The organism is Noviherbaspirillum humi (genome assembly GCF_900188095.1).
GTDB lineage: Bacteria > Pseudomonadota > Gammaproteobacteria > Burkholderiales > Burkholderiaceae_D > Noviherbaspirillum > Noviherbaspirillum humi.
The window spans coordinates 1-14,848 of sequence record NZ_FZOT01000023.1 but is presented as its reverse complement, the minus strand read 5'-3'; the positions used below and the strand labels follow the sequence as shown (position 1 = coordinate 14,848).

The window sequence follows — 14,848 nt, the reverse complement described above, 5'->3', positions numbered from 1 at the left end:
ATAAGCGGGGAGATTGGACATTTCTCAAACATCGCGGTATATTGTATGCAAAAATACGTCCACAACGATTATTCACAAGAGCCATTGGCTGGAGACCCCATGCTTAAACTGAACTCCCATCCCTCCGGGCGGCATTTCCTGCAGATCCCCGGACCGTCCACCGTGCCCGACCGCATCCTGCGGGCCATGGACTATCCCACCATCGATCACCGCGGCCCCGAATTCCAGGCCCTTGGCAAGAAGGTGCTGGCGGACATCAAGAAGGTGTTCCAGACCCAGTCGCCGGTGGTGATCTATCCCTCCTCCGGCACCGGCGCCTGGGAAGCGGCGCTGGTCAATACCCTGTCGCCGGGCGACCATGTGCTGATGTATGAAACCGGCCACTTCGCCACGCTGTGGAAGAAGCTGGCCGAGCGCCTGTCCCTGAAGCCGGAATTCATCCAGGGCGACTGGCGCCACGGCGCCGACGCGGCGCAGATCGAAGCGCGCCTGGCGGAAGACACCGGCCACAGCATCAAGGCGGTGTGCGTGGTGCATAACGAAACCTCCACCGGCGTCACCTCCAACATCGCCGCCGTGCGCCGCGCCATCGACAATGCGCGCCATCCGGCGCTGCTGCTGGTGGATACCATCTCCTCGCTCGGCTCCATCGATTACCGCCACGACGAATGGGGCGTGGACGTCACCATCTCCGGTTCGCAGAAGGGCCTGATGCTGCCGCCGGGCCTGTCCTTCAACGCGGTGTCGGAGAAAGCCCTGGCCGCGTCGAAGCAAGCGAAGCTGCCGCGCGCCTTCTGGGCCTGGGACGAGATCATTGCCGCCAACCAGAACGGCTTCTGGCCCTACACCCCGGCCACCAACCTGCTGTACGGCCTCTCCGAAGCCTGCGACATGCTGTTCGAGGAAGGCCTGTCCAACGTCTTCGCCCGGCACCAGCGCCATGCGCTCGCCACCCGCGAGGCGGTGCAGGCCTGGGGCCTCGAAGTGCTGTGCCAGAACCCGGCGGAGTACAGCGGCGTGCTGACCGCGGTGGTCATGCCGAAGGATGCCAACGGCCAGCACCATAGCGCCGATGCGCTGCGCAAGGTCATCCTCAACCATTTCAACATGTCGCTCGGCCAGGGGCTGGGCAAGCTGTCGGGCTGGGTGTTCCGCATCGGGCACCTCGGCGACTTCAACGATCTCACGCTGTGCGGCACGCTGTCCGGCGTCGAGATGGGACTCGACCTGGCGAAGGTGCCGCACCAGCGCGGCGGCGTGCTGGCGGCGCTGTCCTCGCTCGCGCACTCGGCCAAGGTGCCGCTGGCGCAGGCTGCCTGAGTCACGGGCCGGCATGCCGGCCCCGCTTTCCGACACGAGATAAAACCCTATCGAGGTGCGACATGAAACGCAGAACCTTTATCGCGGCCACGGCCGCCACCCTGGTCTCCCCGCTGCTACGCGCGCAAACCCTGCCCTCCGGCCCGGTGCGCATCATCGTCGGCTTCCCGCCGGGCGGCGGCACCGACGTGCTGGCCCGCGTGGTCGGCCAGAAGCTGGCGGCGATGTGGAACACATCGGTCGTCGTTGAGAACAAGCCCGGCGCGGCCGGCACCATCGCCGCCGACTATGTGGCCAAGCAGCCCGCCGACGGCACCACGCTGCTGATGGCCCACGTCAACAGCCATGCCATCTCGCCCGGCCTGATGCCCAAGCTCGGCTACAACGCCGAGAAGGACTTCACGCCGCTCACCCTGGTGGGCGTGACGCCCAACCTGCTGATCTGCAGCCCCACTCAGCCGGCGAAGACGGTGAAAGCCATCGTCGAGCTGTGCAAGAAGAACCCGGGCAAGATCGGCTTCGGCTCCGCCGGCGTCGGCTCCAGCCAGCACCTGACCCTGGAGATGTTCAAGCTGCGCGCCGGCGTGGACGCGCTGCACGTTCCCTACAAGGGTTCGGGGCCGATGCTGACCGACCTGATCGGCAACCAGATCGAATACAGCTTCGACACCATGACCGCCGCCACGCCGCATGTAAAGGGCGGCAAGGTGATCGCGTTGGCGCAGACCCGCACCAAGCGCTCCAAGGCCTACCCCGATCTACCGACCATGGCGGAGCAGGGCTTCCCCGGCTTCGAGGCCAGCACCTGGTACGGCCTGGTCGGCCCGGGCAAGATGCCGGCGGCGCTGGCGCAGCGCATGAACGAAGACATCAACAAGGTGCTCGCCATGCCGGACGTGATGGCAAGGATGGACCAGTACGGCGCCGAGGATGGCGGCGGCTCGCGCGAGAAATTCGCCGAGTTCATCCATACCGAGCGCCTGACCTGGGCCAAGGTCATCAAGGATGCCAACGTCACGCCGGAAGGCTGATGCACGATGCTCGCCGCGCCTGGTCTGGTGCGGCAGGGATCAGGAAGGGCGGTGCGCCGGCAACGGCGCGCCGCCTTTTTTCATGCGCCCTCGATCGGGCTGAACCAGCAACGGCCGGCTCGGGTATGATCGGGATTGCCATCGCAGCCGTGGCCTACAACATCACAACCAAGGAGACAGCATGACCAGATCCGCGCTCGGCCCCGCCCTTCTCGCCGCTCTTGCTTCTATTACCCAGCCTGTGCTGGCCGCCGAATTCACCGTGCTCAGCGGCGGCGCCGTCGAACCCGGCCTGCATGCCGTGGCCGACGCTTTCCAGCAGGAGTCCGGCCATGTCCCGATGATCACCTACAACACCGCGCCGCAGATCGCCAAGCGTATCGCCGCCGACGAAAAATGGGATGTGGTGATCGCGCCGACCGCCGGCATCAATGACTTCGTCAAGAGCGCCAAGCTGAGCGGCGAACCGACCTATGTCGGCCAGGTCGGCGTGGGCGTGGCGGTGCGGCCCGGTGCGCCGACGCCGGACATCTCCAGCGCCGATGCGCTCAAGCGCTCCATCCTCGATGCCGATTCCATCGTCTACAACAAGGCCTCCACCGGCGTCTACATGGAGAGCCTGCTGAAGAAGATGGGCATTGCGGAGCAGGTCGAAGCCAAGACCACCCGCTATCCGGACGGCGCGGCGGTGCTGGACCATGTGCTGGCCGGCAAAGGCAAGGAGATCGGCTTCGGCGCGGTCACCGAGATTTTGCTGAAGAAGGACAAGGGCTTGAAGTTGGTCGGCCTGCTGCCGCCGGAAGCACAGAATTTCACCCGCTATTCGGCGGTGGCGGCGGAGTCGGAACCGGGCAAGGCGTTCGTGCGGTTTCTCGCTTCGCCGAAGGCGAAGGGGCTGCTGGACAAGGCGGGGGTGGGGCAGTGATTTTCGTTGCCGGCTGCAGCGCAGAGGGATGGCGTCGTTGAATCGATGGACAGTTCAAGCTTGAATTCGCTTTTGATTGGCGCGCCGTTGCGCTTGGCCGGCTGAAAGAGGAATTTCTCGAAGGTCTGGCGCAAGACGCTTACTGCTTCCATTGGAAGCAATTCTTCTTCGAATCTCACGGCTTCAACTTTTCCTGCCTCGTTAATTAGCAGGGCCAGCCGCATGCGGCCTGCCGGCAGGTCGGCCACCGAGTAGGGATCGGGCATCGCCTCATGGAGGATGCGTGCGGGTTCGATGAGGTCTCCGGCATGCAAGAGACCCGTATTCGGGCTTGAAGAGCCTGTTGGTTGCACGCTGATTGCATCTCTTCTGGGATAGGCAAGAATCGCAAAGCGAGCTCCCACGATGGGTTGCGCCGGCACTGTAACTGGCAACATTGCCGGTCCATTTCTCTGCGCATTCACTTTTGGGACATTTGTATCGGGATGTACGAGTGTCACGGTTATCGGCGCAGAAGACGATGATTCCGCGCGTTTTGCCGGATCGCCATAGGGCCCGTTGCCGGACACCATCCCTGCTACGCAAACATGCAAGGCGATTGAAGCGGCAGCCACTATGGATTGCCTACATACATGGCCCAATAGGATTGTCATCACATTAAGAACGGCTCAGCGCCCGCCAACCTCGCGCCAGGAGACGCGTCGGGGAATTGAAGCTGAGCCAATCGGTGGCGTCTTGACGACTGTGGTGTTATCCGAGAGGCGTTCAGTTGCAGTAATTTTCCCGCTAGGCAAAACCGCTGCAACAGCGCGAGTCGATAATGAGCTCCCAAGCGTGCTGCCGATTACGCCATTAGAGTAATTCGGCACCGGACCGCCGCTGCGGTAATCCAGAAAATATAGATAGCTCTGTCCCCCCAGACTACAGACATTGGAACCGGAGTCCAGGGAATTGGCTGTGAACAACAGCGTGCCAAGAACGAGTTGTGGATCGGTGCTGACCCGCTCATTAGTCGTTGGCAAGTCCATGTACCATCCAGCGGCATTCGCCAAGTCCACCGCATTCGCCGTGCCAGTTCTGACAGTTTCACCGGCACTGCAGATCGATGCCAGTGACCCTGTAGGACAAGTCCCTATGCTAATCGTTTGCCTGACAAATGCAGCGTTGTTGCGAGGGATGCCGTAGCCGCCGCCGGTGCCTGGGTCCTTGATCCCATACAAGGTCTGCTGATTGAACTCACTGATATCGCTGATGCCGAGATAGCGACCGGTCCCGACATACACCATGGGATAGCCCTCGACCTGCCCCAACTCGGGCTTGCTGGTAATCGGCTGTGCCTTCCCCTGGGCATCCTTCAGGGTGGCAAGCAATTTTGGATTGCCGGTTGCTGCGTCATTGTTGATATCGAAGCGCCAGAGATTGCCAAGGAGGTCGCCTCCATAGACATACTTGGCGGTATTGTTGGTGGCGTCATCTACCCATGCCCGGATTTGCGCCAGGCCACTCGGTGTATCGATAGTACCAACCTCGGTGCTAATTTTACGAACCAGGCTGCCATCCATTGCCTTAACGACGAAGAGATGACCCTTGCCATCGCCTTGGCTGCTGCTGCCGTTCGAATCGACGTTGTTATAGCCGAAGGCGAATAGCACGACCCATGTACCCGAACCCGCCAATTTGGTTATCTCCGGCTTGCCGAAGGAGTAGCCCAGCTCTTTGTTCGTGAATTCCCACAGCGCCTTGGGCGCATCCGGATCGGTGACATCCAGCGCATAGTAACCCCGTCCGCCTGCATTCAAGCCGCCCACAAGGATGGTGCGCCACTCTCCGCCGATATAGACATCCGCTTGTACCGGCGTTCCATCCACGAAATAGACATGCTTCGTCGAATAATTTTTATCGGCCAGCTTGTACAAATTCGGGAGCACCATGCTCGGGACGTAGGCCCATTTTTCTTCACCGCTAAGAGCATCAAATGCGTGCAACATGCCATCGTTAGCCCCGACATATACCATGCCCGCCCGGGTTGACTTTGCTTGCTTGAATGCGGCGTAACCACTGTCCGCATAGGCATAAAGTGGCGCCTTTATGTAAGCGGCTTCTGAATTGACGATGTCGCCAAGGATGCTCGACCGTTTTCGGAACGGCATCGAGATATCGCTTTGTATGCCTTCCAGAGCGCGATGGCCACGAAGGAAATTGATCAGGTTGGCGCCTTCAACATTAGCTTTAGCAGCGGATGAAAGACAATTTGTGCCGCTCGAGCATAATTGCGATAGGGATCCGATCCAAGCCAATGAAAAATAACTCTTTTCCTGGTTGCTGAGGTTGTTCCAATCGAATTGCCTCAGCCCATTGGCAGCACCAGCATTAAAAAGATAAATCTTTCTGTTCGCATATGCCTGGGGATTGGCATCCAGCTTCGTCGCGGCAGACCACGATTTGGTCGGCTTGACTTCCCCCGTATTGAGGTCCAACAGCTGTTGGTAAATATCGCCGTTCCAGATGTTGTTGGTAAAAACCGAGCTGAATGCATAGTTGTCACCGGCTGCCAAGTTCGGATTACTGATTGTCACCGCGGCGGCATCACCGATCCTGTCAATGACAGCGGCCAGTGTTTTATTCAGTGCATCGGAAAGGTCATTGGAATCATAGGCGCTGAAATATTTTCCATGGCCATTGACAGCTGCGTGCCAAAGATCATCAACTCTCGAAAGCGCGCTATTTTGTGAACTTGGCCAAGTACAGACTCCGCTCAATTGCCAGCTACAGATTCCATTACTAGGATTTGCAACCACGCCATTTTTGATAAATTGGAAATCGCTGTCAGCTGCAGTCTCATAATCGGTTGTATAGCGAAGCAAGCCACTCAAGCCGAGACCAATGGTAGATGTCGTCATATGCTGGTGTGATGCCGGATCGCTTGGAGAAGTCGGCACATTGTTGTCACATACGTTGGCCGCACTACTAGCACAGCCGGTACGCAGATCGGTCTTGTAATAGTAAGCCGCGACGTCCGCCAACATTTTCGAAAGCTTTAATCCATCTTTCTGCGGCGGATCAAGGTCGCCGTCCTCGTCGCCTATGTCTGAGCCATCCAGCTTCACTGCCTCATTAGGCTTGGGTGCCGACCACACACCGTCCGTTGCCAAGATGGCGTAGTTCCGCTGACAAGAGAATTGGACTGGGTCCGATACTTGAACCCCATCCAGACTTGAATTGTTAAGCTTGCCTCCATAAAGTCGCCCCGCTCTAGCGAGAGCAGCATGTAAGGGAGTTCCGGCATGCGGTCTGGCTTTGAACAGCTTCTGGTACCAGATCGCTCGATTCCCAGAGGTAAAATCCGACAGGTTCATGAACCCGTCAGTAGGTGTAGTCGGGTCAAAAGCAATTGTCATGTAGCCTACGCGGAACCGATCATCTAGAACGGAAAAGGCTCTACTGACCACTGTTTGCATGAGTTGGATACGATTGCGGTAATAGGCCCACCAATTGGCAAAATTGGTCATCTCTTCCTGATAAGAGCATGTCTCGCCTGCGCAGTCAGTTCGGGTAAGCGCTTTTTTGTCTGTGCCCGGGTATGGATAGCTATTTGTGCTCGGCACTATGTCTTGACGAATCATTAGGCCTTTGCCCGCTGCCTTGATTGGGTAACGTATATGAGGAAATGAACTGCTTTGTGTCGCCTGACAAGCATTTGCAGCGGGCATTACCGCTTTGGCATCACTATCTGACTTGCACCACCTTATTTTTGCGGGATATTTGAAAACTCCGGTCTGCTCGGGTTGACAATTAGTGAAGGCGCGGTTGTCGCAGTACTCCAAAGGCAAAAAGAGGTAGTAGTGCGGCCCCAAGTCACGATTTTCCAACTGAATGTTGTCCGGCGTCCCCACTGCCACCTTACCCTTTCCATTGGAATAATCGAGAATCACCGTGGAATAATATTTTCCATTTATGGGCTTAGATGAAGGAAGCAGATAATTTCCATTACGAATGCAGTCTTTGTCCCAATTCGGTTTGGTTTTATCGATGGTGACTGAATTGTCACACCAGAGCTTGTCTGCAAAGCTTGTAAGAAGATTCTTTCCACCGGAAGAGTCCTTCAACCCATCGGTTGGCATCGCTTTCCACATCTCTTCCTTATCAAAAACCGGGAATGATGTTCCATCCGATTTGAGTGGAGGATGATATGTGACCGCAGGATTGTAAAAAATAGTGTTGTAGTCACTATTCTGCATTAACGGATCATGCGACGTACCGCAACCAGCCGCAAAGGTTTCGGTTTTGGTAGTAACGCCAGAGCCTTGTATGCCGCGGCAAAATAATCCAGTGGCACTGTCAGGCACGTATTCGGAGTCCATACTGCCTGAGTTATCCAGTATGAAGAGAATATTCGGCTTTACTCCAGCGCCTGTGCCCGAAATCAGGGGAGCGTTGGCAATATCGGTAGGCGCCCCCCACACAACAGGAACAAGCATGCACATTGAAAGTAGCATGACGCCACATTGGATGTTCTTGAGTCGCATTATGGATACCTATGACTTAGTCATAAATCTGACCCATTGCCCGACGAATTGGTTAGATCTGTGACTCATGGAAACTGTCACAATGACACAATAGACTGGACGAATCTCACCGTGTTTCGGGGGCCTGACACTCGCACGGTAACCCGGTAATAGATCGGAGAAACAGCGTTGATTGCTATTACGCCGGCACCTTTACTCCCTGTGCCAGCCGGATTCACGCTGGGCCGTGCATCACAGTTCGCGCCGGCCGTCGACGCGCCCGCCGTCTGACACAATCGATGGATGACGTAAGCTACCGTATTGCCGCCGGTGTCGTCATTCGGCAAGGTGTTGACCTGTTTTGCTGGTACGAGGACCTGATTCCAAAAGTCTTCCCAGCTTTGTCCCTCGGCCGGATCTTCACGGAAAGCGACATAGGCAACCGGTGTTGCTGACGTGGACTCGATGCTCATGTTGAGCTGCAGCGCCGGCTGATTGCGCAGCCAGGCATAAGCCGCTTCCACGCCGAGCTGGCTGGCATGCAGGGCCGATTGATGGAAAGCGATGTTGCCCGCAACGATATTGGTGGTGTAGACCGAGCGGACCAGGGCGACGCTGGCGATTGCCATTGCCAGCAAGACCACCAGCACGATGATCAGCACAATACCCCTGGCCGAGGCATGCGCACGGAAGACGAGTTTGCGAGCGTTCTTCATGATCAGCATCCCGACGGCACGTCCGGCATGAGCATGTTCATCAACGGTACGGTGGTTTCGAACAGCCGATACCGGTACCGCTGCCAGTCCGGGAGTTGGCTCAGGTCGATGGCGGCGCTCGCAGCGCCTGCCCAGCTTGGCGCGGCGGTCGTGACATTTGTCTTTTCAAACTGCTCGTTGCGCGCGACCAGGGCCAGCCGCAGCGAACCGAGGCCGGCCCATTCGCAAACAGTCGATGGCGTGGTGCGGTCGTAGGCATCGATGGTGCGGTCCAGGGGCGTCGTGGTGTCCCGGCCATAGAGTGCCCGCAGGCTGACGACATTGCTGGCAATGGGCACCCATACATTCTGGTTGCTCGCGTTTTTCTGGGCGCCGCAATCATTCAGGAGATAGTCGCAGCTGGTGAGCGCCCCTCCTCGAATCGCATATGCGCGGATTACAGTTTGGGCGCCGAGGTTGATCAACGTTCCGCCCTTCATGCTGGTCGAGGAAGCGATGGAGAGGCCAACCGAGGAATTCGGCAAGTCACGGCTGCTGACGGTTGAAAACGCAAGTACACAGGCCTGCGGCCGTGCTTCCGCCTGGGGAACGGCATAGTCACCGACAGCAAATGAGCCGGGGGTGGCAACGGTATAAGTCGCTTGCCCCGCCACATGATTGAATATCCTCGCCCCTTCCGGCAGCTGGGCTGCCGAGCCGTAAGCGATGAGCAGCGTATCGGTATTCGCATCACCGGCTGGGACACCCTGTGGATTGATGATGACCGGCGCCAGTACCGGCAGTGTCACGCTCGGGCTCAGCCTGAGGCTGCAGCCGACGATCGATGGCAGCCCGGTCGCATAGCCTGCCTGCCTGATGTCCCGCTGCAGGGTATGCAGCGCGATCGTCCCGTTGATCTGGGCATCGCCGCCGCCGGTGGTGCTGCGCTTGAAGCCTTCGGCCGTGCTGAAGACCTGCAGCATGACGATTGCGGCGATCATGGCAATCACCACGCCCACAAGAATCTCGGGCAGGCCCATGCCGCGGGCGCGCGATTGGCTGAACGGTCGGTGTCTCATCATGCGGTCCTACCGGATTTGCGCGACGACCGTATGGAAATGCGGCGGGTTGCTGGCGCTTTCGTTGGGCGTGCGCCAGAAGAGGGTGATGGTGGCCACGCCATTGCTGTCCACGACGACCGTCGGCAGGGTGGAAACCGCGCCATCACCGCCGGCCTTTACCCCCGGCAATGTTGCCTTCACCAGGTTGAGCCACGCCTGGTATTCGGTGCCGCCGCCGGCATCACCACTGGAGTTGAATGCGGCCTGAAGCGTGGATGGAGCCGCATGATTGGATGCCCACATGCGACCGATGAGTTCGTCGGAAAGCAGGCTGGCGTCGGTGCGGTACTGCGCCAGCGCCGCCTGCCCCACCGATACCGATTGCAGGCCGACCAGCCCCAGCACGCCGAAGGAAAACACCAGGATTGCGCACAAGGCTTCGAGCAGGGCGATGCCGCGTGCATGCAGCTGGAACGGGATATGCCTCATTCAGCATCTCCTGATGTCGGAGCCGGCCGAATCGAGCGACGGATCGCAGATGCGCACCGAACCGCTGGCCGACAGCATCATGCGAAGGCAACGCACACTTCCTTGCGGAAGGCAGCTGCCCGTGGCGCCCTGCACATCGATCGTAAGGGGGCCTGAAGGTCGTCCCAGTCCACTGAATGCGACGTTGCTGACGGTCGCCGCAATTGAAACCGCACCGCCTACTTCCGCGGCCGGCCTCGCCTGCTGGATGCGAGGCGTAGTCGAATCGGACGGCGCGGCGTCGCATTTGCCCTCGGGATTGTCGAGGCTGATGATCCAGTTGCGCCCGTCCGTCGCGCGCGCGCAATCGGCGGTCAGGGTATCGACCAGCGAGAAGTTCATCGGCGTATTGCGCTGCACCGCCAGCACGCGCGCCATCTGCACGCCGTTCTGCAGGCTTTCCGCCGTGGTGCGGATGCGGCTGTTGATGGTCCAGTCCGAGAAGCCGAACTGGGCAAGCGACGCCAGGATGGCGATCAATGCGAGCGCCACCACGGTCTCGATCAGTGTTACGCCTCGTTGTGAAACGGTCTTCATCAACACTGTCCGCCGCGCCGGGTCACCCAGCAATTGTTCGGGGTGGGTGTTGTCCAGCCGCTCGGCACGGCGGCGGTGGCCCGCGAATTCGCCTGGTTAACGGTAAAGGTGAAGCCTGTCATTCCGCCTTTGCCGACTGCCTGGAGGACGTAGCCCGATGCGCTCACCGCCGGCGCGGCGGCGCAGCTGAAATTGAAGAATTGGCTGGCGGTGGTGTTGTTGGCACAGTCCGGCGCGCCGACGTAGGTCCGGTTGTCCTGAAAGAACTGCTCCATGCGAACCTGCATTGTCGATAGCGTTGCTGTGCCGTCGACAATCCGCCCGCGGGTGATGTAATCGGCATAAGAAGGAAGCGCCACCACCGCAAGGATTGCGGCGATGGCAATGGCGACCAGCAGTTCGATGAGTGTGAATCCGTTTTTCATGATTTCGCTCCTTGATGAAAAAATAGGCGCGAAATTTCTTTGCTAAAAGACGATGCCGATGATCGGTACGGCAAAGCGAATGAACGGAATAGGGCGAAGCAACAGGACAAAATCGCAACTGAAGAATGTCATATGCCTTTCTTCAGAAGCGAAAGCCGTATCAGTGAAAGTGACAGCGGTCCAGACGGCGACCCAGGCGACCGCCTAGCGGAAGAAGGCAGCGCAGCGCCGGGCAGCGCTGCGGCCTGCGGTGCAGCTGCGCCTTGAAGCCGGCGATTCGATGGGCGGCGTCAGTGCAGCACGATCAGGGCGGTTCCTGCCACGCCAAGACCGGCGGCGAAGAGCGTGGGCGCCGTCACCTTCTCCCGTGTGCGGAAGACGGCGATCGACAGGAAGATGGTGAGGAAGGCTTCCATCGAGGTGATCAGCGCGACGCGGGAGATGGTGGTGTAGGACAGCGCATAGAAGTAAAGGACCTGGCCGACCGAACTGAGCACGCCGGCGGCGGTCAGCCAGGAATTGAAGCGGGTGAACGTGGCATGCACCGCCTGGCGATAGCTGCGCAGGAAAACGGCCGCTGCCAGGAAGATGATGGCGCCGGTGATGGAACCGATCATGGTGCCGAAGGCGGCGTCCGGAATATGGATCAATCCCCACTTGCGGGCGACATAACCTATCGAGTAGGCCAGCGCGGAAACCGGGCCGTATAGAAAGCCGATGTTGGCGATGCGATCGCGCCACGGCCGCGCGGCCGTTGCAGGTGTCGGACCTTGCGGCTTGCCGCGCGTCGATTGCAGCACCAGCATCGCGAAGCTGGCGCCGATGAGGAGCATGCCGCCGGCCATGACGCCATCGAAGGGTTCGTTCAGCAGCAGCACGCCGAGGGTGACCGAAAACAGCGGCCCGAGTCGCTTCACGGCCGATGCCTGGATGGCGCCGAGATGCTGAACCGAAGCGAACATGAAGACGCGGCCGACGAAAATGGTGAGCGCGCCGGCGGCGGCGAACCACAGCAAGCCGGCTGGATTCACCGCGTCCAGACGCGAGGCGCCGCCCTGGGCAAGCCAGATCGCGCAGGCGATGGCGGCGGTCATCAGGATCGACAGGAAAGCGCCGTTGTCGGCGCCCTTGCCCTGCGATCCCTGGTTGATGGCGACATTGCCGGCGGAGAAGCAGAGCGCCGACAGGATGGCGAACAGCTCACCCATGCGCAGGTCCTGACGGCTTCATAGGTTCCTTGCGAATCACTCCTTGCCTTGACCCGCCATGACCGATGCCGGCACGAAGAAGATGAACAGGTTGGCGATCACGATGGTGGCGGCGAGGAACCAGAAGGTCGACAGCAGGCCGTAGCGGTCGGCGAGGAAGCCGCCGATCACGGGACCGATGGAGGAGCCCACCGCCTGCATGCCGAACAGCATGCCGATGCTGGTGCCGCCCATGTTCTTCGGCGTGGCATCCAGGAGCCAGGCTTGCAGCACCGGCCGGATCGCATACAGGAAGAAGCCGAGCGCGGCGATGAAGATGACGAAGGCGGTGGACTTGCCGGCGAAGACCATGGCCAGCAACACCATCGCGGTCATTGCCATGCTGGACATGATGATGCGGCGGCGCCCCATGCGGTCCGACAGGTGGCCGGCGACCGGCGATGCGGCGAACCCGGCCGCTTGCAGCAGAAACATGGCCAGGCCGACCCAGAACGGATTGAAGCCCATCTCGTAGGCCAGGAACACCGGCAGAAAGGTGAGCAGCGTGGTCTGGGTCATGGAACGGAAGGCGGAGCTGACGGTGAGCATGATCAGCACCCGATTCGCGAGCAGACCGCGCAAGCCCTGCGCATACTCTTTCACGCTCTGGCCTTGCTCTTCGGCGGCCGCCGGCTTCGGCTTCTTCTTGGAGCCGAGCGTCAGGGTGCCGAGGTAGGCGAGAATCAGCAGCGACATGATGGCGCCCGGCACCACGTTCATCACCACGATCTGGCGCCAGGTGAAGGTCGCCAGCAGCGCGCCGATCGCCAGCGGCGCCAGCGCGTCGCCGGCGTTGCCGCCCATGCCGTGCAGCGACAGCACCAGCCCCTTGCGCTCCGGATAGCGCTGGGCCAGGGTCGGGATCGCGGTCGGATGCCAGAGGTTGTTGCCGATGCCGACCAGGGAAATGCAGAACAGCAGCATCCAGTAGCTGCCGGCCATGCCCATCAGCAGATAGGGAAAACCGACCCAGAACAGCGAAACCGCCATCAGCAGGCCCTTCTTGCCGACGGTATCGACCAGCATGCCGCCAGGCACGTTGGAGATGGCGCCGGCAATGTACTGGCAGGTCATGATGAGGCCGATCTGGCTGTAGTTCAGTCCCAGCTCCTTGCCGATCAGCGGCAGCAGCAGGTAGAAGGTGGCCGGATACCAGTGGGTGAGCGCGTGTCCGATCGTGATGATCCAGACATCGCGAAAGCTCTTGCGCGGCTGGATTTCCTGCGGCGCGGCGGTCATGGTGGTGGACATGCGTTCTAGCCTTTTCTGGTCATAATGCGGCACGGCAGGGCATGCCGTGCGCCCGGATCGTCCCTACTTTCCGCCGCGCTTGAGGATCACGTCGTCATACAGCTTGGACCATTTCTCCATCTGGTCCAGCGATACGGCCGGATCGATCTGCTTGATCTTGAGTCCCTTGACCGGCGATTCGACGGTGGTATTGATCGGCACGTAGTCCATTGCGGTCATCGCCTTCTGCCCCTCGGGCGACAGCATGTAGTCGTAGAACAGCGCCGCCGCGTTCGGATGCGGCGCGCGGCGCGCGATGCCGATGCCATTCACCCGGGCAATGGCCGGCTCGATCGCGAACCATTCGATCGGCGCGCCTTTTTTCTTTGCCGTTTCCGGCATGTAGTTATAGACGGTCAGCCCGAGCGGCACTTCGCCGGCGCCGATCATATTGGTGAGCAGGGTATGCCCCTTGCGCACGGAAATGCCATTCGTGGCGACGATGTCGCGGAACAGCTTCACGCCCTTCTGCTCGCCCATGCCGGTGACCACGGCGGCGAACCAGTCGAAGTCCTCGGCCTCGATGCCGAGCTTGCCCTTCCACTTCGGGTTGAGCAGGTCCTCGTAGGATTTCGGCAGGTCTTCCTTCCTCACCAGGTTGGTGTTGTAGGCTTGCACAAACACCGTCAGCAAGGTGGAGACCCATTCCTTGTGCTTGGGCACGGCACCCGGCGACAAATCCTTCAGATGAGGACTCTCCACCGGCTGGAAGATCTTCTCGCGCTGCAGCGCTTCCATCTCGGGCGCGCTGATGTGGATGGCGTCGACGTCGTAGCGCTTGCCGTTGGCTTCCATCAGCGTGCGCTGCAGCACCTTGTCGGTGCCGGCGCGCCAGACCCGGACCTTGATGCCGTATTTCTTTTCAAAGGGACCGATCAGCTGCGGGATGTCGCGCTCCGCGAAGGAGGTGTACCAGGTGAAGGTTCCCTCCTTCTTCGCAGCTGCCACCAGCTTCTCCTGCCGGTCCTCGCCCTTGTAGGTCAGCAGCGACGCTTCCTGCGCCATGGCAGGGTGCGCCGTATTGGCCAGAATGCCTGCCGCGGCGGCAAGCACCAGGCGTCTCAACATGAATGACACAGCCATGCGCGCTCCGGAATCGAGATAAAGTGGCCCGGCATCAGGCCGGCTCGGAAACCTTCTTCGTCAGGTATTGCTGGATCAGCTCGGGGGTGAGGATCAATCCCGGCTGGTACTCCGGCGCATCCTCGATCTGCTCCAGATCGTTCAGCCCGAACTTCTCGTAGATGCGGTTGATCGCCGAGATCAGCCGCACCGGCCGCTCCG

The 14,848-nt window shown here is 60.0% G+C and carries 13 protein-coding genes; 3 read left to right on the top strand and 10 right to left on the bottom strand.

Annotation, left to right across the window (positions count from 1 at the left end; translation table 11 throughout):
- Positions 1 to 99 precede the first annotated feature (99 nt).
- The 3 genes from CHB88_RS21785 (at position 100) to CHB88_RS21775 (ending at position 3,276) form a co-directional block, all read left to right on the top strand.
- Positions 100 to 1,320, top strand: coding sequence for a pyridoxal-phosphate-dependent aminotransferase family protein (locus CHB88_RS21785; protein WP_089401463.1), 1,221 nt, complete (start codon positions 100 to 102; stop codon positions 1,318 to 1,320).
- A 62-nt stretch (positions 1,321 to 1,382) separates the two neighbouring features.
- Positions 1,383 to 2,351 carry a Bug family tripartite tricarboxylate transporter substrate binding protein gene (locus CHB88_RS21780; protein ID WP_089401462.1) on the top strand — a complete coding sequence of 323 codons (969 nt, stop codon included), beginning with the start codon at positions 1,383 to 1,385 and terminating at the stop codon, positions 2,349 to 2,351.
- A gap of 181 nt (positions 2,352 to 2,532) precedes the next feature.
- Entirely contained in the window at positions 2,533 to 3,276 is a 744-nt protein-coding gene (locus CHB88_RS21775) for a substrate-binding domain-containing protein (RefSeq protein WP_089401461.1), read from the top strand.
- Here the strand turns inward: CHB88_RS21775 and CHB88_RS24890 are convergent.
- The 10 genes from CHB88_RS24890 to CHB88_RS21730 form a co-directional block, all read right to left on the bottom strand.
- Positions 3,171 to 3,890 (bottom strand): hypothetical protein, encoded by a 720-nt coding sequence (locus CHB88_RS24890; RefSeq protein WP_143131421.1) that lies wholly within the window; start codon positions 3,888 to 3,890, stop codon positions 3,171 to 3,173. The two genes, CHB88_RS21775 and CHB88_RS24890, sit on opposite strands and share 106 nt — an antisense overlap.
- 54 nt (positions 3,891 to 3,944) lie before the next feature.
- Positions 3,945 to 7,802, bottom strand: coding sequence for a pilus assembly protein (locus CHB88_RS21770; protein ID WP_089401460.1), 3,858 nt, complete (start codon positions 7,800 to 7,802; stop codon positions 3,945 to 3,947).
- Between the two features lie 77 nt (positions 7,803 to 7,879).
- Positions 7,880 to 8,497 carry a pilus assembly PilX family protein gene (locus CHB88_RS21765; protein WP_143131420.1) on the bottom strand — a complete coding sequence of 206 codons (618 nt, stop codon included), beginning with the start codon at positions 8,495 to 8,497 and terminating at the stop codon, positions 7,880 to 7,882.
- Positions 8,498 to 8,499: 2 nt separating this feature from the next.
- Positions 8,500 to 9,516 (bottom strand): PilW family protein, encoded by a 1,017-nt coding sequence (locus CHB88_RS21760; protein ID WP_176442600.1) that lies wholly within the window; start codon positions 9,514 to 9,516, stop codon positions 8,500 to 8,502.
- Between the two features lie 48 nt (positions 9,517 to 9,564).
- Positions 9,565 to 10,026, bottom strand: a complete 462-nt coding sequence (locus tag CHB88_RS21755) for a type IV pilus modification PilV family protein (protein ID WP_089401457.1) — start codon at positions 10,024 to 10,026, stop codon at positions 9,565 to 9,567.
- Positions 10,027 to 10,602 (bottom strand): GspH/FimT family pseudopilin, encoded by a 576-nt coding sequence (locus CHB88_RS21750; protein ID WP_089401499.1) that lies wholly within the window; start codon positions 10,600 to 10,602, stop codon positions 10,027 to 10,029. It lies immediately after the preceding gene.
- Entirely contained in the window at positions 10,602 to 11,027 is a 426-nt protein-coding gene (locus CHB88_RS21745; RefSeq protein ID WP_089401456.1) for a type IV pilin protein, read from the bottom strand. Before CHB88_RS21745 ends, CHB88_RS21750 begins: the two co-directional genes overlap by 1 nt.
- A 290-nt stretch (positions 11,028 to 11,317) precedes the next feature.
- Positions 11,318 to 12,235 (bottom strand): DMT family transporter, encoded by a 918-nt coding sequence (locus CHB88_RS21740; protein ID WP_089401455.1) that lies wholly within the window; start codon positions 12,233 to 12,235, stop codon positions 11,318 to 11,320.
- A 36-nt stretch (positions 12,236 to 12,271) separates the two neighbouring features.
- On the bottom strand, positions 12,272 to 13,525 hold the full coding sequence (locus tag CHB88_RS21735; protein ID WP_245845164.1) for an MFS transporter: 1,254 nt from the start codon (positions 13,523 to 13,525) through the stop codon (positions 12,272 to 12,274).
- A gap of 63 nt (positions 13,526 to 13,588) precedes the next feature.
- Complete coding sequence (locus tag CHB88_RS21730; protein WP_245845163.1) at positions 13,589 to 14,647, bottom strand: ABC transporter substrate-binding protein; 1,059 nt, start codon at positions 14,645 to 14,647, stop codon at positions 13,589 to 13,591.
- Positions 14,648 to 14,848: the final 201 nt, after the last annotated feature.

Excerpts from the sequence above, each read along its gene's own strand:
- CHB88_RS21785 (WP_089401463.1), top strand. The coding sequence starts at position 100 with ATGCTTAAACTGAACTCCCATCCCTCCGGGCGGCATTTCCTGCAGATC.
- CHB88_RS21780 (WP_089401462.1), top strand. The coding sequence starts at position 1,383 with ATGAAACGCAGAACCTTTATCGCGGCCACGGCCGCCACCCTGGTCTCC.
- CHB88_RS21775 (WP_089401461.1), top strand. The coding sequence starts at position 2,533 with ATGACCAGATCCGCGCTCGGCCCCGCCCTTCTCGCCGCTCTTGCTTCT.
- CHB88_RS21770 (WP_089401460.1), bottom strand. The coding sequence starts at position 7,802 with ATGCGACTCAAGAACATCCAATGTGGCGTCATGCTACTTTCAATGTGC.
- CHB88_RS21765 (WP_143131420.1), bottom strand. The coding sequence starts at position 8,497 with ATGAAGAACGCTCGCAAACTCGTCTTCCGTGCGCATGCCTCGGCCAGG.
- CHB88_RS21760 (WP_176442600.1), bottom strand. The coding sequence starts at position 9,516 with ATGGGCCTGCCCGAGATTCTTGTGGGCGTGGTGATTGCCATGATCGCC.
- CHB88_RS21755 (WP_089401457.1), bottom strand. The coding sequence starts at position 10,026 with ATGAGGCATATCCCGTTCCAGCTGCATGCACGCGGCATCGCCCTGCTC.
- CHB88_RS21750 (WP_089401499.1), bottom strand. The coding sequence starts at position 10,602 with ATGAAGACCGTTTCACAACGAGGCGTAACACTGATCGAGACCGTGGTG.
- CHB88_RS21745 (WP_089401456.1), bottom strand. The coding sequence starts at position 11,027 with ATGAAAAACGGATTCACACTCATCGAACTGCTGGTCGCCATTGCCATC.
- CHB88_RS21740 (WP_089401455.1), bottom strand. The coding sequence starts at position 12,235 with ATGGGTGAGCTGTTCGCCATCCTGTCGGCGCTCTGCTTCTCCGCCGGC.
- CHB88_RS21735 (WP_245845164.1), bottom strand. The coding sequence starts at position 13,525 with ATGTCCACCACCATGACCGCCGCGCCGCAGGAAATCCAGCCGCGCAAG.
- CHB88_RS21730 (WP_245845163.1), bottom strand. The coding sequence starts at position 14,647 with ATGGCTGTGTCATTCATGTTGAGACGCCTGGTGCTTGCCGCCGCGGCA.